Annotated in this window: 16 protein-coding genes and 1 tRNA gene; 13 read left to right on the plus strand and 4 right to left on the minus strand. The window is 60.2% G+C overall.

Annotated features, from left to right (window positions below; all coding sequences use genetic code 11):
- Positions 1-219 precede the first annotated feature (219 nt).
- Both GY725_06780 and GY725_06785 read right to left on the minus strand, forming a co-directional pair.
- Positions 220-2,136, minus strand: coding sequence for a methyl-accepting chemotaxis protein (locus GY725_06780; GenBank protein MCP4003884.1), 1,917 nt, complete (start codon positions 2,134-2,136; stop codon positions 220-222).
- Between the two features lie 41 nt (positions 2,137-2,177).
- A complete protein-coding gene (locus GY725_06785; protein ID MCP4003885.1) occupies positions 2,178-2,648 on the minus strand; it encodes a hypothetical protein in 471 nt (156 codons plus the stop codon).
- Between the two features lie 99 nt (positions 2,649-2,747).
- Here GY725_06785 and GY725_06790 point away from each other — a divergent pair, with 99 nt between their 5' ends.
- The 11 genes from GY725_06790 (at position 2,748) to GY725_06840 (ending at position 14,793) form a co-directional block, all read left to right on the plus strand.
- Positions 2,748-3,170 carry a response regulator gene (locus tag GY725_06790; protein MCP4003886.1) on the plus strand — a complete coding sequence of 141 codons (423 nt, stop codon included), beginning with the start codon at positions 2,748-2,750 and terminating at the stop codon, positions 3,168-3,170.
- Positions 3,171-3,256: 86 nt separating this feature from the next.
- The gene (locus GY725_06795) at positions 3,257-5,851 is read left to right on the plus strand and encodes a chemotaxis protein CheA (protein MCP4003887.1); all 2,595 of its coding nucleotides are present in this window, start codon (positions 3,257-3,259) and stop codon (positions 5,849-5,851) included.
- Positions 5,848-6,354, plus strand: coding sequence for a chemotaxis protein CheW (locus GY725_06800; protein MCP4003888.1), 507 nt, complete (start codon positions 5,848-5,850; stop codon positions 6,352-6,354). The genes GY725_06795 and GY725_06800 overlap by 4 nt, the downstream gene beginning before the upstream one ends.
- 36 nt (positions 6,355-6,390) lie before the next feature.
- Positions 6,391-8,922, plus strand: a complete 2,532-nt coding sequence (locus GY725_06805; GenBank protein ID MCP4003889.1) for a methyl-accepting chemotaxis protein — start codon at positions 6,391-6,393, stop codon at positions 8,920-8,922.
- 4 nt (positions 8,923-8,926) lie between these two features.
- Positions 8,927-10,027: a chemotaxis-specific protein-glutamate methyltransferase CheB gene (gene cheB, locus GY725_06810; GenBank protein MCP4003890.1), complete on the plus strand. Its 1,101-nt coding sequence runs from the start codon at positions 8,927-8,929 to the stop codon at positions 10,025-10,027.
- Positions 10,024-10,884, plus strand: coding sequence for a protein-glutamate O-methyltransferase CheR (locus tag GY725_06815; protein ID MCP4003891.1), 861 nt, complete (start codon positions 10,024-10,026; stop codon positions 10,882-10,884). The genes cheB and GY725_06815 overlap by 4 nt, the downstream gene beginning before the upstream one ends.
- Positions 10,881-11,255, plus strand: a complete 375-nt coding sequence (locus tag GY725_06820; protein ID MCP4003892.1) for a response regulator — start codon at positions 10,881-10,883, stop codon at positions 11,253-11,255. Before GY725_06815 ends, GY725_06820 begins: the two co-directional genes overlap by 4 nt.
- 5 nt (positions 11,256-11,260) lie before the next feature.
- A complete protein-coding gene (locus GY725_06825; protein ID MCP4003893.1) occupies positions 11,261-12,127 on the plus strand; it encodes an HDOD domain-containing protein in 867 nt (288 codons plus the stop codon).
- A 9-nt stretch (positions 12,128-12,136) separates the two neighbouring features.
- A complete protein-coding gene (locus GY725_06830) occupies positions 12,137-12,634 on the plus strand; it encodes a chemotaxis protein CheX (GenBank protein MCP4003894.1) in 498 nt (165 codons plus the stop codon).
- Positions 12,635-12,916: 282 nt separating this feature from the next.
- Complete coding sequence (locus tag GY725_06835) at positions 12,917-13,732, plus strand: thiamine biosynthesis protein ThiJ (protein ID MCP4003895.1); 816 nt, start codon at positions 12,917-12,919, stop codon at positions 13,730-13,732.
- Complete coding sequence (locus tag GY725_06840) at positions 13,729-14,793, plus strand: dihydrodipicolinate reductase (protein MCP4003896.1); 1,065 nt, start codon at positions 13,729-13,731, stop codon at positions 14,791-14,793. The genes GY725_06835 and GY725_06840 overlap by 4 nt, the downstream gene beginning before the upstream one ends.
- A 21-nt stretch (positions 14,794-14,814) precedes the next feature.
- On the opposite strand, the gene GY725_06845 is transcribed toward GY725_06840, so the two are convergent.
- Positions 14,815-14,890: transfer RNA gene (locus tag GY725_06845), tRNA-Lys, on the minus strand.
- Between the two features lie 59 nt (positions 14,891-14,949).
- Positions 14,950-16,191 carry a VWA domain-containing protein gene (locus GY725_06850; GenBank protein MCP4003897.1) on the minus strand — a complete coding sequence of 414 codons (1,242 nt, stop codon included), beginning with the start codon at positions 16,189-16,191 and terminating at the stop codon, positions 14,950-14,952.
- A gap of 248 nt (positions 16,192-16,439) precedes the next feature.
- Here GY725_06850 and GY725_06855 point away from each other — a divergent pair, with 248 nt between their 5' ends.
- A complete protein-coding gene (locus GY725_06855) occupies positions 16,440-17,684 on the plus strand; it encodes a hypothetical protein (protein MCP4003898.1) in 1,245 nt (414 codons plus the stop codon).
- Between the two features lie 28 nt (positions 17,685-17,712).
- Positions 17,713-19,915: hypothetical protein (locus tag GY725_06860; GenBank protein MCP4003899.1), on the plus strand; the 2,203-nt coding region annotated here is incomplete at its 3' end.

Below are 19,915 nucleotides of genomic sequence, written 5' to 3' on the forward strand. Positions count from 1 at the left end.
CGGTTCGAGCGTTGCTGAGTCAGCGCTTGTTCGCTTCTCGGATGGAGCTTCCGGTCTGGTTGAAGCGCTGCTACGAGCGGCGCATTCCGACCCGCAGACTGCCGGGTGGGCGGAGTCACGAACTCTCTTACGCGTACTGAGACTGGTGAATGGGGCAGATGGCTTGAACGGGGCAGAAACAAAGGCCCGTCAGGCACATTCTTCTGACCACCACCCAACCTATGTTTCAAAGCGGGCTACTGTTTGATCCAGAGATTCCGCCAGGTCCGTCAACTCCGAAGAAGCGCTACTCACCCGACCCGAACAAGTCACCGTCGAGGTGACCTCCTGCTGCATCGTCTGGAGGCTAGAAGCTACCCCGCGTGCGGCGTCAGAGGCTTCGGAGGCGCTGCGCGCGATTTGCGAGGCACCGTCAGCCAGTTTCTCGCCGTTCTTCGCCACTTCGACTGCTCCGCTCGAAGCTTCTTCCACGTTGCGACTGATCATGTTTGCTGCATCCGCAGCAGAAGTCGTCAGGCCGACCATCTCTTCCATGCCGCTGGCCTGTCCCTGTACGGCGTCAGCGATTCCCTGGGAGATGCGATTGATCTCGTCGATGGTCGCGCTGGTGTTCACGATGGCCTGAACGGATGCTTCGGTGCTGGACTGGATTTCTTCGACGCGCTGTCGAATTCCGGTCGTGGCCTCGCTGGTCTGCTTTGCGAGTTCTTTCACCTCGTTTGCGACGACTGAGAATCCGCGCCCGGCCTCGCCGGCGGAAGCGGCTTCGATGGTCGCGTTCAGTGCCAGGAGGTTGGTCTGTTCGGCGATCCGGTTGATCGTCTCGACGACGGCACCGATCTCGTTTGCGGAGACGCCGAGGTTTTCGACGGTTTGATTGGTCTCGCGAGCCGACATGCTGGCTTGCTCGGTCATCTTTGCGGCTTCGCTGGCCTTTTCGCGTACACCCCCTAGCGATGAGGCCACGCGATTTCCGGCATCTGCGGCTGCGGCTACGTCTGCGGCGACGCCCTTCGCATTCGAGGCGATCGTGGTGAGGTTGGTCGAGGTCTGCTCGATTGCGGCTGCGACGTTGCGGACGCTGCCCGAGGACTCCTCAACCATCGAGGCGACTTCGGCGAGGTGATGCTCGAGTTCGGAGGTTCGGGATACGGCGCTTTCGGCCTGTGGGCTCATCCGGTCGGTGGCTCGCGCTAGTTCCTCTGCTACGCCATTCATTTCCCGGGACGCATGCACGACAACGCCTCCGTGTGTCTTGACCTCGCCGATGCTTCCGCGCAAGCCGACGATGAGATCCTGGAGACTGTTCCCGATAACGGCGATTTCGTCTCTTCCGGAGGATCGCAGGTCGAGAGTCAGGTTTCCCTCTGCGGCTGCGGACATCGAATCATCCATCGCATCCAACCGGTTGGTGATGGAGCGGAGAATCAAGAAACCCAGTCCGCCCAGCGCCAGAAGTGAGAAGAACCCAATGGTGAACGAAGTACGAAGCACGTTCGCTCCCATCGCCACGGCCATCTCATCATCCACCGCAGTCGTAACCTCCAGTACACCGCGAACCTGCCCGCGGCGCCAGTCGCGTTTAGGGGTTTCGGGGTGGTTGTTGTGACAAATCACGCATTCCTCGGCGATGAGTTTGTCTGCCATGGCAACGCGGATCTGCTCTTGGCCATCGAGGTACTCGATCCTAGTGAAGATTTCGTCCGGCGATTTCTTCATGAACTCGATCGCATCTTTGCCAAACTGGTCGAGTTCTCGATAGGAGCGATTTGGAAACGGATACTCGCTGTATAGAGACAGTGTCGTCGCCTGGCCGCTTTCTCGCAGAATCTCGCTCAGGTCGTGAATCATCGTTGCCGGCAACGGAATCGTATCCATCGAATTCTTGTGATCGTAGTGGATCTTCAGATCCGAATTGCTCTTGACCTTTCCAACGACGTTCTCGGCGTAGTAGGCGCGTATGGTCTTGAACCGCTCCAGCGTGGCCTTTGCGTTTATGACCGCGTAGTCGAGCGAGTTCCGCCTGGCTTCCCACGAACTGTAGAGTCCCAACCCAAAAACTGCGGCCGCCACGATGGCCAGTGTGGGCACGCCCAGTTTTACGGCGATAGACCAGTTGTCAGCATCGAACTTCATTGGGTTCTCCTTCAACGCACGAACATGAGATCAGGTCAAGATCAGGTAGTGGGAAGCAGTACGAAGGAGATCGCTCCTGAAAATCCGTCTGCCTTGAGCTTGTAGTTGGCTGCGTCCCCTTTCGAAAGATCCGCGCCATCAGGCGGTCCGCAGTCGCTGAACATCTCAGTGTCACCCAGACGAACATGCCCAGTTCCGCGGTTCAGGAGCTGGCCGAGCACATTGAGCACCTCATTGGCGGTCTCGGCGAAGGTTCCATCCATCTCTCCAGAGTGGACGACCTCCTTGACGCGATCATCGGGGAACATGGCCATCTTTCCCGCCATGTGCGCCAGAAGCTGAAATTCCAGGATACAGACGGCCTGTCGCTCACCTTCATTGCTCACGAACCAGCCAGCGACGTAAGGAGCCGAGTCATACGCGGGCCCGGAGTGTTCCGCCATCGCGCGGCTCCCGAGCAGCGTGGAAACCAGTCTTTCGGTCTCTTCGCCGGACGGCTTGCTCAATGCCATGCGTAAGTCCCCTTTTCAGACCGGGATACCCGGCGGTTCAGCCTACCTATCGGAATTGGGATTCCGATTAATGAAGAGTTTTCTCATATTCAAGTAACCATGTTTCTTCGCCGAACCGGGTGCAGAACCGACCAAACCGCTTTTGCGAGGGGGTGCCCTGTGAACATTTTGATCGTCGATGATTCGTCCACGATGCGGAAACTCGTGCGACGTGCCCTGCGGGGTGCAGGTCACGGAAAAGCCACGATCCACGAGGCCGGTGACGGCGTCGAAGCCCTGGCCGTACTCGAAGAGCAAGAAGTCGACCTCATCCTGAGTGATGTGAACATGCCTAACATGACAGGACTCGAACTGCTCGAGCAGTTACAGGAACAGGGCAAGAAGTACGCAATTGTCATGATCACGACCGAAGCGGACACGGATATCTCGAGCGAATTGCGCGAGAAGGGAGCCGGAGCCTGTATCGGAAAACCATTTTCGCCAGATCAACTCGGTGACGCGATTTCCGCGGTCATGGGTTGACTCGCGCCGCCCTCGGCAAGTCGCCCTGCCCATTGTAGGGCGACCCACCGCACCCACCTGTAAAGAAGCCGGATAGAGGTCTGCGAATGTCTGATGATGATCTAGAGCTGCTCCAGGAATTCCGCACCGAGTCACTCGAGCATTTCGAGCAGGTCGAACCTCTGTTCCTCGAAATCGAGCATGTCGACGCGGAGCGCCGCACCGAAGTCGTGAATACGATCTTCCGGGCCGTTCACAGCGTCAAGGGAGCGGCGGGTTTCTTCGGACAGACACTGATTCAGGAACTTGCGCACGCCGGTGAGACCCTGCTCATGAAGGTGCGAGACGGCGAACTCGAATACCGGCCGGAGATGACCGACGCGCTGCTCGCTGCACTCGACACGCTACAGCAGCTAGTAGAAGCCCTCCCCGAAGAGGAACTCGAACTCGACATCACAAAGCACCAGGAGCAGCTGCGCGCCGTGGCAGAGGACGGCGGAGCGCCGAAGCCTGCAGACGCAACGACCGAGTCTGCCGAGATAGTCGAGGCGGCCGAGGCGGCCGTTCCCAGCGAGACGGCCGAAGATTCCGTCGAAGAAACCGCGCCAGATGCGTCCCCCGCCCTGGCCGATCCGATGGCCCAAATCCCCATCGACATCGTCGAAGAGGCGCGACGCCACGGGCGGAAGTTCTTCCAGATCGTTCCTCCCTATGTAGATGCCCCGTCTCTCGAGCGGGTGCGAACGGCGGCCCAGGCTCTCGGCTCCGTGATCAGCGAGCAGGTCGAGGAAAACGGGGCCTTCTTCGTGATCACTTCAGTCCTCGAGCGCCCTCTGTTGGCAGAAGCTCTCGGTGTGGATAGCGAAGGCATCGTTCAACTGAATCTCCCGGAGCTTGAGGCGGTAGAGCCGCCAGCGCCGACCGCAGAACAACCCTCGGCACCCGCTGCAGCTCCAACGAAGAGCGCACCTGAGAAGAAAGCCGGTTCAAAGGAAGCGGCTTCAGGCGACGGCGCGGATACCATCCGGGTGTCGGTCCGACTTCTCGATCAGCTCATGAACCTGGCCGGAGAACTCGTGCTCGCCAGGAATCAACTCGTCAGCCAGCTGCGTGAGGTAGAAGACGCGAACCTGCGGACCGTGCTCCAGAACATCGATCTAGTCACGAGCGAATTGCAGGGCAACATCATGAACACTCGAATGCAGCCCGTCGGGTCTGTCTTCAAGCGTTTTCATCGCGTCGTTCGAGACATGTCGCGCAAGCTCGGAAAGAAGGTCGAGCTGACACTCGAAGGAAGCGACGTCGATCTGGACAAGTCGATCATCGAAATGCTGGGTGATCCACTGACGCATCTGGTTCGCAACGGTCTTGATCACGGCATCGAGCCGCCAGAAGATCGCGAGGCGGCCGGGAAGAATCCTACGGCCACCCTCCGGCTTCGTGCCTATCACGAGAACGGTCTCGTCAATATCGAGATCATTGACGACGGACGCGGGGTCGATCCCGAAAAGATGAAGTCGGTTGCCGTAGGCAAAGGCGTTCTCGATGAAGAGGCTACAACGCGCCTCTCGGACCAGGACGCAATCATGCTCATGTTCGCGGCGGGCCTTTCGACCGCGAAGGAGGTCACCGACGTCTCCGGTCGCGGTGTCGGCATGGACGTCGTCAAGTCGAACATCAAGAAACTCGGTGGAAAGATCGACGTCGATTCGGAGATTGGGAAAGGAACCACGATCAGGATTCGCCTGCCTCTGACGCTCGCGATCTTGCCTTCGTTGATCGTGGGCGTGGGGAATGAGCGTTTCGCAGTGCCCCAGGTAAACCTGATTGAGGTCGTCAGCGTTCACCCGGAGGACGAAGCCGGCCGCATCGGCACAATCCGCGGCGCTCCAGCCCTGCGACACCGCGGAAGTCTCCTTCCGCTCGTCTGGCTGGCCGACGTACTGGATATTCCAGATGTCACTCGTGGCTGGACACCCAGCGGGGAAGATGGGTCCGATCAGGTAACCGGCCTCGATTCCGCAGTGAACATACTCGTGCTACGCGTCGACCAGAACCAGTACGGCCTGGTCGTAGATCGGATCCAGGACACCGAAGAGATCGTCGTAAAGCCGCTTGCAGAAATGATCAAGGAATGCCGTGCCTTCACAGGCGCAACGATCATGGGCGATGGTCGGGTAGCCATGATCCTGGATGTAAATAGCGTTGCATCTCAGTCGCAGCTTCAGTTCGATGAACCGAGCGCGTCCGAGACCGTTGACGACGAAGCGGTTCAGGAACAGTCGAACCACCAGGAGCTTCTGCTGTTTACGTCGTCCGCAGACGAACAGTTTGCCGTCGAGCTGGACCAGATCGTAAGACTCGAACGGATCGAGCAGAGCCAGATCGAAACCGTGGGAAACAAGGAATTCATCCAGTATCGGGACCGAGGTCTTCCCATCATTCGCCTGGAAAATCACATTCCGGTCCAGAGTTTTCAGGCAGCGGGCGAAGACATGTTCGTGCTGATCCCGAGAGTGAACGGCATGGAGGTGGGAATTCTCGCTCGTGAAGTCGTCGATACGGTGCGGGCGGATGTATCTCTCGAGCGGCATGACAGCGGGAACCCGACGATCGCCGGACGCGCGGTGGTCGGCGGACGTCTCACGATGTTCCTGGATGCCGGGTTGCTCGTGGACGGTCTGACAGGGAGAGCAGCATGAGCGAACACGCAGCGGGAAGCCAGCGCTTCAAGCACGGACTCACGTGCTTCTATCTCGGAACCGACCTGTTCGCGGTGAGCCTTCAGCTCGTCAGCGAAATCAACCGTCACATCGATTTGACCCCCGTCCGCACGGCTCCAGAACACGTCTCCGGCCTCGTCAACCTGCGGGGCCAGATCGTGACCGTCATCGACCTCTCGGGTCAGCTTGGACTCGGGGATAGCAACATTCAGGATGCGAGCCGACTCATCGTACTCAAGACGAACTCGGAACTCGCCCAGTGCCATGCCGGTCATCTTTCGACCAGTTCCGACAAGGTAGGCCTTCTCGTCGACAAGATCGCCGACGTCGTCAACCCAACCGAACAGCAACTCGAACCACCCCCTCCCAATCTGAACGGAGTCGCGCGCGGACTGATGTTAGGTGTTTGCAAGACAGAGAATCAGACCATCGGCATCCTCGATGCCCAGAGGGTCCTCGCATCCAGTGAAATTCCACATTGAACTCTCCTGCGCCTGCGGCGTGACTGAAGGAATCCGATGACATCTTTCAACGATCTCTCATTGCGGATCAAGTTCCGGACCCTGCTCCTCGGGCTTGGCATCGTACCGCTGGTTGTGGCTAGCGGAGCGGCGTATCTGCGAGCGAATTCCGCCATGGACGAGTCGGCCATCTTCTCGGAGCAGGCACTGAATCACGAGGTGTTCTCGAAACTCGAGGGATTGCGTGACTTCAAGAAGCACTCGATCGAGGAGTACTTCGGGACCGTCCAAGACCAGATCCTGACGTTCTCGGAAAACCGAATGGTCGTCGACGCGGCCGGCGGTTTTCGCTGGCACTTCAATACTTTCCAGCGGGACGCAGGGGTCGGCACCGCCGATATCCAGAGGATGCGCAAGGAACTCGCGCAGTACTACGAAGAGGATTTCGGTGCCGAGTATTCCTCGCAGAACAGCGGAGCCGCCATCGACACGGACCGCCTTCTGGCCGGACTGGACGACGATTCCATCGCGCTGCAGTACGCGTACATCGGAGGGAATCCGCATCCACTGGGCTCCAAGCACTTGCTCGACCGGGACCCCCAAGAGACAGGCTACAACGACCTACACGCGACGGTGCATCCTGTCATCCGCAGCTATCTGGAGAAGTTCGGCTACTACGACATCTTCATTGTCGACCCGGATTCCGGGGACATCATCTACTCCGTATTCAAGGAACTCGACTACTCTACATCGCTCAAGACGGGCCCTTACGCCCAGACCAACTTCGGCGAAGCTTTCCGCCTGGCCAATGAGTCCGACGATCGAAACGCAGCTTTCCTCCTGGACTTCAGACGCTACACGCCTTCCTACGAGGCGCCTGCGAGCTTCATCTCATCTCCCATCTACGACGGAAGCGAGAAGGTCGCAGTCGCGATCTTCCAGATGCCTCTCGACCGCATCACGCAAGTCATGGGCAACCGTTCCGGACTCGGCAAGTCGGGAGAGACCTACCTGGTCGGACCCGATCATCTCATGCGCTCAGACTCTTTCCACGATACGGAGAGCCGAACTGTATCCGCATCTTTCCGCAGCCCAGAGGCTGGGAGGATTGACAGCGATGCGGTCAATGGAGCGTTGAGTGGCCAGGAATCCGCAGGGCTGCTGCAGAGCTACGGCGGACGGGATGTCGCCAGTGCCTACGGAAGAGTGAGCCTGCTCGGCCTCAACTGGGCAATCGTTGCCGAGATCGAAGTTGACGAAGCTCTCGGCGCGATCGCACAACTCCAAGAAGCAAAACAAAGCGCGTTGGCCGGGCTCGTTTACTGGGTCGGTGGTGTATGCGCGGCGGCTGTGGTGGCCATCATGGTTGCGGCGCAGTTGTTCGTGGGAAGCATCACCCGGCCTGTGGACGAAGTGCTCCGCTCGATCGAGTCCGCGGCCAACGGAGATCTCACTCAGCCTCCCGTGGTGAGCTCGAATGATGAGATCGGGCAGATGTCTCAGCGCTTCGCACACCTGTTGAAGACACTGGCCGGTAGTTTCGGTGAGATCAAGAACCAAGGCAGCGAGCTCCACGGAGCTGCGACGGAACTGACGGGTATCGCCAGTGGAATGGCGCGAGAAACGGCACTGATGAGCGACCAGAGCAATACCTTCGCCGCGGTGACCGAGGAGATGTCGACCAATCTCGCTGGTGTGACGAGAAAGGTCAGCGAGTCTTCGTCCAATGTTCGGAGCGTCGCCGCAGCGGTCGAAGTAATGTCGACGAATCTCCAGAGCGTAGCATCCAACTCTGACTCGATGGCGGAGAGCGTGAACAGCGTCGCTGACCGGATCCGCTTGATGAACGATGCCCTGCGCCAGGTCGCCGAGTCGGCTGACCAGTCGCGCGTGGTGACGGATCGCGCGACCGAGACCGCCAAACGAACCAACGAATCCGTCGGGGTCCTGGGTTCGTCTGCATTGGAAATCGGTCAGGTCGTCGGGGTCATCAACAAGATCGCAGAACAGACCAATCTACTGGCATTGAATGCCACGATCGAAGCGGCGTCTGCCGGTGAAGCGGGCCGGGGATTCGCAGTCGTGGCCAACGAAGTCAAAGATCTGGCGAAGCAGACAGCCCAGGCGACCGAGGAGATCCGTCGCCAGATCGAAGACATGCAGGGGAACACTCAGAACGCGGTGTCGGCCATCGAGGAAATCGTGGTCATCATCGATGAGGTGGGTGACATCTCGCAGACGATCGTCTCCCTTACGGCCGAGCAACGGACCCGCGCCAGCCAGATCACGGAGGCCGTGACGTCTGCTGCCGAGTCCGCACGCATCATCAATCGAAACGTCCAGGAAGCTTCCACGGGCGCATCTGAAGTCGCCCAGAATTCGGAGCAACTCGCCCGCGCAGCCAACGAGATGGCCCGGAACACTTCCGAGGCATCCGCTACCGCCAACGACGTGGCCACCAATATCCAGGACGTCAGCAAGAGCATCCACGAAACAGCGGATGGAGCGCGCTTGGTAAATGAACAGTCGGTGGGCCTGACCGAACTAGCGGCCAAGCTCGACGAACAGGTCTCCAACTACAAGGTCTGATTCCATGTCCCGAAAACTCCGCATCATCGTTGTCGACGATTCGACAATCTATCGAAAGATCCTGGGCCGACAACTGGCTCGCTTCGACGACATCGAAGTCGTAGCGGAGTACGAAAACGGGAATGAACTGCTCAAGAATATCGATGACGTCAATCCCGATGCGATCCTTCTGGACATGGAGATGCCAGAACTGGACGGCCTCTCTTCTCTGGAAAAGCTCTCGGAACGCTCAGATGACATTCCCGTGCTCATCATCTCGGGTAAGCAGGATGCAGACAAGACACTGAAGGCGCTAAACCTGGGAGCACTCGACGTGATCCCGAAGCCCTCCGGCACAAACAGTAATGAGGAGCGTTTGTACGCAGATCTGAGCCGTGGATTGGGTGTCGTTCGCGCTCGTTGCGGCGGGAATCCTCGTTCCGAGCGAAATCCTGCTTCGCGACCCGCAGCAACGGCGGTACAGGCCGTAGCCAGAGCGCAGACCAGACCGCCTCAGAGTAGTTCGGATTCGAACGATCGAATCGTGGTGGTGGGTGTTTCGACCGGTGGACCGCAGGCTCTCGACAAGATCGTAAGAGGCATCGACGCCGGCTTGAACCTTCCCATTCTGATCGTTCAGCACATGCCGTCCGGATTCACTTCCAGCCTTGCAGAGGCACTCAACTCTCACTGTGCGCTCGAGGTGGCTGAAGCCAGGCCCGGTGATGCAGTCCAAGAGGGTCGCATCTTGATCGCTCCCGGGGGGACCCACATGGAACTTGCCAAAGGCGTATCCGGGGCATTGCAGATCCGCTTACACAACGGCGAAGCCGTCCAGGGGTGCCGCCCGTCGGTCGACACACTGTTCCACTCGGTCAACAGGTGCTTCGAAGGCAAAGTGCTGGCCATCATTCTTACGGGTATGGGACAGGACGGCTGCGACGGCATGCGCGCACTGCGCGAAAGCGGAGCGCGTTGCATTGCCCAGAATGAAGCAACATCGGTCGTGTACGGTATGCCGCGGAGCGTTGCAGAAGCGGGACTCACCGACGAGGTGGTCCCATTGGAACAGATCGCGGCCAAGATGCACGCGTTCGGCAGGTCGATGGCAGGAGGCCGGAAGTGACTGCGCCCGCGCTGTCCGATCAGGAATTCCTGGATCTTCGCACCTTCATCGAAGCGAAGAGCGGAATCACTGTCGGTGACTCGAAGAGGTACCTGATCGAGACGCGCCTGGTAAGACTGGTTACCGAGGTAGGGTGTTCTTCCTTCAGCGAACTTCACCAGCGACTCGTCGTGAACCCGAAATCCGCACTGGCCGAGAAAGTGGTCGATGCGATGACCACGAATGAAACGCTCTGGTTCAGGGATCAGGGTCCCTGGAAGATCTTGAATTCCGCGCTTCTACCGAAATTCACCGAAGCTCTCAAGTCTGGTCAAAAGAGGCGGATTCGCATCTGGAGCGCGGCCTGTTCGACCGGTCAAGAACCCTACTCCATCGCAATGTCGATCCTCGAACACATCGCATCCGAGGCTCCGTCCATCAAAGAGGATGCCTTTGAGATCGTGGGAAGTGATCTCTCGCCGTCCGCACTCTTCGTGGCCACCTCAGGCCGCTACGACCGACTCTCGATCGAGCGGGGACTTTCTCCAGAGTTTCGAGAGCGGTACTTCGAAGAGTCGGAAGATTCCTGGGCAGTGCAACCGAGGGTAAAAAGCATGGTTCGACTCGAGAGGCGAAACCTGTGTGACCCCTTCGACGCGCTCGGCAGCTTCGATCTGGTGCTCTGCCGCAACGTACTGATCTATTTCTCGGCAACCATGAAGAGAGACATCGTGAGCAGGCTTGCTGAACGGCTGGCCCCTGGAGGCGCATTCATCATCGGGGCATCGGAATCCCTCCAGGGAATGATGGGACGATTCAAGATGAAGCAGTCAGCCGGGAATTTCTACTACGAGTCTGCCGAGGGAGGCAAGAAATGAAGATCCTGATTGTAGATGACTCCAGGATCATCCAGAAGATCGTCGCCAAGGTCGTCGAGATGCTCGACTTCGAACCGGTATTTGCCTTGAACGGTGTGGAAGCACTCGAGCAGCTGAGCGAAAAGGGAGAAGACATCGGCCTGGTGCTGATGGATTGGAATATGCCCGAGATGAACGGGCTCGATTGCCTTCGCGCCATCCGGGCAAGTTCGGAGTGGTCCGACCTACCGGTGATGATGCTCACGACGGAATCTGAACACGGCCGGATGGCACTCGCGATCAGCGAGGGTGCAACACACTACTGCACGAAGCCATTCGCTCCGGAGCACCTCACCAAGACCATCTACGAATGCCTGGGGATGGGAGAGTAGTCGTCGTGTACCAGGAACTCCTAGAAGAGATCGGTCGGACCGTTGAACTACCCTCGTTCCCTGTGAACGTCGCGCGTCTTCTCGAGCTTCTCAATTCCGAAGATCCGTCACTCGGCGAAGCCGCGGAACTGGTATGTGAGGATCCGGGTATCGCTGGACGGGTTCTGAAACTGGCGTCATCCGCCCTGTTCAATCCGACAGGTGTCGACTTGACCAGCGTGGAGCATGCCGTCACTCGCATCGGCATGACCGAGTTGCGAAACCTCGCAGCCACCGTATCCGTCATCGGCTCGTTCTCCGCTATGTCCGAGAAGAGGCTCGCCAGCAGGGTCTGGCGCCACTCACTCACGACCGGCATTGCCGCGCGCTTCCTGGTCGCTGAATGCAGCGAACTCACGGCACCAGGAAAGAGGGACAATCCCTACTTCCTGTCCGCCTTGATGCACGACGTCGGGATCCTACTCCTGGCCGCCATGGTCGGAAACGACTACGACAGCCTGTTTGCCGAAAGCGCAACCACTGGCGAGCCGCTCCACGAAATTGAAATGAGGAAGCTCGGTTTCAACCATCCGCAAGCGGGTGCAGCGCTTCTAGATTCGTGGAGACTTCCCGAAGCGGTGGTCGTATCGACCCGTTACCACCACGAGCCATCTCGATGCCCGGAGGATCACCGCACGAATGTGATGGTACTCCACATCGCGGACTGGATTGCCGACCACCAAGGGTTCGGGTGCGGCGAATTCGGAACAATGTTATGCGACTCCTCGTGGAGTCAACTCGGACTCTCGCTCGAGAGCGCTCAGAGTCTGATCGAAATGTTCGATCAGGCGGCGAAAGACTCGGGCGAAATACTTTCGATCATCCAAGACTGAGGAAAAGCGATGCCTACAAATGACGCGACGCATAGTGTCCTGATCAGCGCGACACGAGACACGCTATCGACCATGGCCATGATCGAACTGGAGTCGATCGAGCACACGGAATCCGAAAATCCCGCGGCAGAACTGCTCGACATAACGTCCCTTCTCACATTGAAGGGAGAACCGACCCACGAAAGAACGCTTTTGATCACCGTGGCACGCGAACTCGCGTGCGAGATCGTAGGCGCGATGCTCGGTGACGAACCCGATAAACTGGACGAAGCCGAACTACTCGACGGAATCGGAGAAGTCGCCAATATGGTGGCAGGAATCGCGAAATCCGCACTTGCAGACGCGCCACAAGCATTCACACTCGCCCTGCCCTTCGCCTTCTCGGGACCGGCTCCCGACTCTCCCGCAACTCTGGCCGAAGCCGAGCATGCCTATTTCGCCTGGGGTGAAGCGGGAGGCCAGCGAGTCGGAGTCGGCCTGCTCGTGCGCGCCACACCGGGAGACTAGTCACCGGCCGCCAGAGCTTCGACCGAACTCCCCGATCCTTCCCTGTACGGCTACACGCCTGGCCTGGGAGCCAGGGTCGGCGCCCGCACGGAGGAAGCCCAACGCGATCAGTGCGGTCTCACGCCAGGCCGCCGAGACGCAACCCGGTGCGCACGACGCACCGAGCGCCGCGAGCTGATTCCCGAAGGCCTTCTTGGCCTGAACTCACCTCGAAGCGGTACCAGAGGGAAGGTTCCGGATGTAAGATCGGGAGCCGGACATCTTTCCGACACGAGGTCGTCTATGGCCCCAAGCGTTCTGATCCCCCTTCCAGACTGCGGCTTCGACGTCACCGAGGTCGCGGTGCCCTGGAAACTCCTGTGCGAGCGCGGTGCCGACGTCATCTTCGCCACGGAAAAGGGCGCGATCCCGGCCGCAGACCCCACACTCCTGGACGGGGTCATCTTCGGACAACTCGGTGCGGAACCCGAGCCGAAGCGCTTCTATAGGGAACTCGAGCACACGCGGGCCTTTCGCGCTCCAATGCGCTGGCACGAACTCGATTTCAATCGCTTTGACGGTCTCGTGCTACCGGGAGGTCATGCACCGGGAATGCGCCAGTATCTGGGCAGCGAACTCCTTCAACGCAAGATCGCCGGCTTCTTCGCCCTGGGCCGACCGGTCGGGGCGATCTGCCACGGCGTTCTTCCACTGGCCCGGGCGCAGAACCCGACAAACGGAAACCCTCTGCTCAGGGGCCGGCGTACGACCTGTTTGCCCAAATACATGGAGCGCATCGCCTACTACTTGACGGCGTGGAAACTCGGGCGGCACTACCGCACCTACGACGCCTACGTCGAAGAAGAAGTAGTGGATGCGCTGGCATCGGTGAACGACTTCGCGCGCGGGCCGATTTCGCTCGTCACTCGCGGAACACGCAGCAATCACACACCCGCATTCACAGTCGAAGACGGCAATTACGTTTCGGCCCGCTGGCCCGGAGACAGCTACCTTTTCGCGGAGCGTTTCAGCCACCTGCTCGGCCTCGTCGACCCATACGAAAAACCGACTGATACGTCGACGCAACCCAACTTGCGAGAGTCAGGAGAAACCACTTGAGCTATCGAGTCATTCAATGGGCAACGGGAAATCTCGGGCGGGCGGCGATTCAGGGAATTCGCTCCCACCCCGAACTCGAACTCGTGGGTTGCTGGGTCCACAGCGACGATAAAGTGGGATGCGATGCCGGTGAACTGGCAGGCGATGAAGCAGTCGGCGTGCTGGCCAGCAACGACTTCGACGCCTTGCTCGCACTCCGGCCCGACTGTCTGCTCTACAGCCCGCTCATGGCGAAGCCCGACGAGGTCCTGCGCATCCTCGAGGCCGGAATCAATGTAGTCACTCCCATGGGTTGGTTCTATCCGCGCCGCTCCTCTGACGTCGCCGTCATGGAGAGTGCAGCCCAGAAGGGAGGCGCGACCTTGCACGGCACCGGAATTCACCCAGGGGGCATCACCGAGCGCTTCCCCCTGATGCTCTCCGCAATGTCACGCGACGTGACCCACGTCCGCGCGGAGGAGTTCTCGGACATCCGCAGCTACGCCACCGAGGCCGTCGTGCGCGAAATCATGCTCTTTGGCAAGAAACCCGATGTCGCAGCGAAGAGCCCGATGCTCCGCATCCTGGGAGCGGGATTCAATCAATCGATCGACATGCTCGCAGATACCTTGGGAGTGAGCCTGGATCCGGAGCGTGGAACTCGACACGAGATGGCGATCGCCACCGCCCCCATCGATACACCCGTCGGTGTGCTCGAAGCGGGCACCGTCGCTGCGCAGCGTCTGACCTGGCAGGGCCTGGTGAAGGGCGAGGCCTTCATCACCGTGCGCGTGAACTGGCTGATGGGAGTCGAGAACCTCGAACCCGCCTGGGACTTCGGATCCGAGGGAGAGCGGTTCGAAGTCGAGATCAGCGGCGATCCTTCGTTCTCCGCCACCTTCCACGGCCTGCACCCGGATAACATCGAGACTGCGCAGGTCCGCAACCCGGGAATCGTCGCCACGGCCATGCACTGCGTGAATGCGATCCCCTACGTCTGCCGAGCGGAACCGGGCATCCGGACCTACCTCGATCTCCCACTGGTCGCGGGGCGCGCGGCCGCTGAGCTTCGAACGCGCTGAGAGACGCGGCGCGGTGATTGCTGGTGGGCCCTCGGGGACTCGAACCCCGGACCGATGGGTTAAAAGCCCACTGCTCTGCCAACTGAGCTAAAGGCCCACGCCGCGAATCTATGCCAGACGGACGACGCTGGCCAGTCCAGTTCTGCCGAGGCGGGTTCAGGGGCTGTCGGCGGGCTCGATCTCTAGATCGAGCAGGCGCTCGCGAGGCGAGGCCGGTGGGGAAACCGGGAGGGTGGGAGGTGCGGGTTCGGCCCTCAGATTGGCCAGGTGCGCCTCAAGCAATCGCCTGCGTTCTGCGAGCAACTGAGGACCCAGCCGAGACGCGGTGTCACCTGCGCGCTCGATCTCGAACACCTCCACGACTGTGGGCGAATCCGAGTCTTCGACGGAGATCCGCACTTCGAGCTGATTGGTTCCGGGAGCCAATGCAATGAGGGATGAGAAACGCCCATCGGGAGTCAAACCGACGACGGAAGCCACCGCACCGCTGGTGCGATTGTGCACTTGCACACTGCGCGCGCGACCATAGCGAAGCCGGCGTAGGTCCTTTTCTCCTGTGCCCTCGCGGGGAGCGCGAATCAACGAACCTCCGGTTTCGAGCAGGTCCGCGAGCATCTCGGGAGGGGCGCGGTCAGCTTCCTCACCGACGATCACCACGTCAATGCGGACACTAGCGGCGGCGGCGCGTCGGAGGCTTCGGGCCAGAGCGGGGGCTCCGCTCTCGGAGGCGTCGTCGGTAAACAACACGATTGCACGCTGCCCAGCTTCTCGGGGACGGCTCTTTGCGCTTCGAGTCGCGAGCAATTCCGCCATTGCGCGATCCACCCCCGCACCCGCGTGGGTCAGACCCGAGGAACCGAGTCGTTGTATGTACGTGAGCGCCAGCTCGGTCTGCTGAAACTCGGAAGTCAACGGCACGCGGGTGATCGCGTTACCCCGGAGCCGATCCAGATCACCTGCAAATGTGACGACACCGACGCGGGTCGAGCGCGGATCGAGTCGACTCAGGAGCGCGCGCGCCAGAAGGATCTCTTGATCGAGCAGAGTCGACGGACTCTCCAGACCTCGGAGAAATCGGGTCAGGGACAGAAACGGACGCGCGTACCAGGGCGTCGGGTGAGCGGTACCGGCGAGGGGTGGACCGGGAAGGACTTCATCCGTACTTGCAGAGGTGTCGATTGCAAAAACGATGTCGAGTCCGGCTTGCGCATCGAAGAGCGGTAGGCGACCGGCCACTAGCGTCAGGCTCTCGCTCGCGGGAACGACCCGCCCGGCGGGCGCATCGAGTTCGATTCGGGCGTCGGCCCGGGTTCCGAGGACACCCGAGAGCAGCGCGGCGAGACAGACGCCCGCCCTCTGACCGAATCGTCTTTTGTTTCGGGAGCTTAGCTGGCCCACACTTCTCGCATCGGCAACTCCAGCGAATCCTGAATTCCAGCCCCATTTCGGCCACGTAAGTAGTTGATTTTATTGACTTTTCATTCCTGGCCGGACTGCTTGACTCGGCTCGGACTGCGCACGTAAGCTGGTGCCGACTTGAGGGAAATCCACCGTGGGACGGGCTCGCGGGGTGCCCCCGCGGTTGCGTCCTCTCTCTAGGCATCCGCCCCGCATTTGGGGGACGAGCCGAACCCCGAAAGGTCTCTATGACTGGCTCCCGCCGCGTTTTCGCGAGCCTTCTGATCGTTCTCACATCGCTCGCGCTGCCCACCGCAGCGCGCGATCTCGAAGATGTACTGGTCGATGTCGGCAATCAGATCGGCTTCTCAACACACCAGGACTTCGCCGTTGAAACGATTGCGGCGTCCGGCGTCGGACGCTCGCAGTTTGAAGAACTGGTCGACATCAACTCGAATATCCTCAACGACCGCTTGCTGCCCGTGAGCAGTAGCGTCGGAGGCTTCACTTTCGAGTACAACCCCGACCTCGACGTGTACGAGCGCTCGACCAGTACGTTCGGGCCTCTGTTCACCGAACGCGCCCAGACCATCGGTCGCAATCGCCTGCTGGTAAGTGCCAGTACGAGCTACCTGGAGTTCGATGAGTTCGAAGGTGACGGCATCTCGAGTCTGGCCGCTTCAACGATGCAGCCCTCCTTCAAGGTGACGACGGACACCGATTCGATTTTCAAGGATCGCGATTTGGGTGCCGATCTCGACATCCTGCTCGATCTGGATATCGAGGAGACCGTGGCCAGCTTCCAATTCACGTACGGCCTCGGCGACAAAATCGACGTCGGCGTCGTGGTTCCCCTGGTGCACATCGACTTCGAGGCCCGCGCCACCCCGGTGCGCCGCTCGGGGGAGCCTCTTCTCGAGTGCGATCGAGGGAAATTTTCACTTGATCTGTGTGCGACGAGCGGAGTCAGCGGAACCACAAAGGAAAGCGAAGATCACACGGGATTCGGCGACATCGTCGTGCGAGGCAAATGGAACTTCCTGAACCGCCCATGGGTCGACGCCGCCGCTGTGGTCAGCGCGACGCTCCCGACGGGTAGTCCGGAAAACCTGACGGGCGTGCACACCATGACCTTCAAGCCCGGCCTGGTCGTGTCGCGCGACCTGACCACTCCTGCGGGTGGACTCTCTTTCCACGGTTTTGCGGCCTGGGAAATTCGGCCCGACGACAGCGAATTCGAGGAAGTCGAATGGGCTGCGGGAATCGCCTTCCAGCCGCTTCGCGCGGCCAGCCTTAGTGTCGACTTCCTGGGCAGCCACAAGATGCACAACACCAACATCGGATCGGACCGATTCGACGCATCGATCGGCACGAAAGTAATGATCGCAGAAGGCCTGCTTGCAGACTTCAACGTGATTCTTCCCCTGAACGACGATGGACTTCGACCAAACGCGATCTTCACGGCTCAGTTCGAGTACACCTTCGGCGACTGACGGGTGCTCGGGCCCGCTGGGACCATACATGCTTCGCAGGCTCGGGACGCTGACGATTTTCTGGCTGCTGTCGCTTGCGGCGGTCGGCCCTGCGCGCGCGCTGGTCGATTGCCCTCTGGGAAACACCGGAGACACCGCTACATCGGGCAGCCTGACGTGCTCACGCGATTTCCAGATCACGCTGTCCGCTTCAACGCCTGGCGAAATGGTCTATTCGCCCGGTTCACCACCCCCGATTGTCACACCGCCGTTGTTCCTGGGCATGGAGTTGAACGGCGGTAGAACCGCGTGCTTAGCCTCCCCTGCCGCCGCCTACTACATCCGTTTTCGCATGTACGTGGATGCTCCGGCCTACGAGGCGCGCAACCAGGTCTGTCCCGATGGCGTCGACGAACTCGCTTGCGATGCACCCGGCGCCGATCGCTCATCGATCCCGATCGACGACCCGAACTATCCTCAAGACGGCGTGCTGCGAGTCGAACTGCTCGAAGCCAAGTTCCCGCCCGAGGCCTGTGGTGATGTTCCGGGCGAGGGGTTTTTGCACTCATTCGAGTTCCTCTCGATCTGCGGACAGACGCTGAATGCGAGCGGTGAAACCGGCCTGCTCGATCCCAACACGAGCCCTTGCATCGGCGCCTACGAGGACCGCGGGTGGGGCGTGTTCGGCGAGCACGTTTTTGCAAATCCCTCGGGACTCGGCGACACGGCTTCGGTCGAGGAAAAGGCGCTGCGGGTCACGAATGACGATCCCAATGGAGTTCCGCTCGAATACGACGAGGCCCAACAAGGGGCCCTGAAGATCCTTTTTCCAATTGCCGGTGTGCCGAGTGTTTCGGGGGTTCCCTTTGGCGACCCCGGCACTCCGAGTACCTGGCAGACCTATAGCTTTGAAGTGACGACTGGCGCGGTCAAAGGAACCAGTCCGGGACCCGGGGCCGTCGGGAGTTTTCCTCTGGGGGAGTTCCCGATCGGCGCAGTCCCCGTCGACCCAAATGATCTGATCGATCCCAACTACATCGGAACGCCGCTGAATCCGACCACCGGTGCAATCGAACTCCGCGGCGCAGCCATCACACCCAACACCGGCGGAGGTTCACCGGCGTCACCGTGGTTCAACTCGATCTCGATCTTGAGCTTGAACGGTACGGTTTCGAACCTAACGGGTGCGGGAACCCTGGCCCAGGCGCTGGAGTCGCTGACTCCGGATCTCGACGGCGATGGTCTTCCCAACGCCATCGATCCCGACGATGACGAGGATGGAATCAAAGACGACGACGACGCAACTTCCGCACCAGGCAGTATTCCCGCGGATCCAATCTGCTCGATCAGCAGTAATGACGATCCAGACGAATGCCTGGGCGGTGACTATGAACTCTCCTACGACTCCGCGTCGGCGACCTGCGCCGATCCAGGAGGTGTGACACCACCCCGCCGCACGTACCAACGCGATTGGGATTCCGACGATGACGGTCTTCCCGACGGCCAGTGCTCCTACACCGGCGCTCCCGGTTTGCCGAGTTGCAACGACCTGAGCGCATCGATCGCGATTCCCTCCAATCTCGAATGCAGCCCGAGCGACCCCTCCTCGGAAGCCTGCGGCGAGGACCTCAGTCGGGACGGGTGCGAGAACACCGACGCTAGTTCCCTTGGCAACCCCGAGACCAGTCCACTTCTGGCCGACACCGACGCAGACGGACTTGATGACCCTGACGAAGTCGAACGACTCGTGGACTCCGCGCTCGACTCCGACTCGCTGATCAACGGCCGGGATTCGGACTCCGACGGCGATGGCCTGGCGGACACGGAAGGCAACACGGACTCGCCCGAAGACGCCGATGCTGCGACAAACATGCTCGATCACGACTCCGACGGTGACGGGCTGTGCGACAGTTCGGGAGTCGATGCCGCTCCCAGCTGCCCCACAGGGGCCGAACTGCTGCCCCTGATCGATGTGGACACCGACACCAAGGTCAACATGGTCGATCGGGATTCCGACAACGGAGGCGCCGAGGACGGCTTCGAGGTCGCCAACGGCTTCAATATGCTCAGCGCCACCGATGACGCGTCCGATCCCGACAGCGACGGTTTGACCGTGGCCCAGGAGCAGACCGCCGGAACCGACCCCAATGACTCCGACACCGACAACGACGGACTGCTCGATGGGTTCGAGGTCGACAACGGATTCAACCCGTTGGTCGGCGGTGAAGAGAGCGTCGATACAGACACCGACG

Source organism: bacterium (genome assembly GCA_024226335.1).
Classification (GTDB): domain Bacteria; phylum Myxococcota_A; class UBA9160; order SZUA-336; family SZUA-336; genus JAAELY01.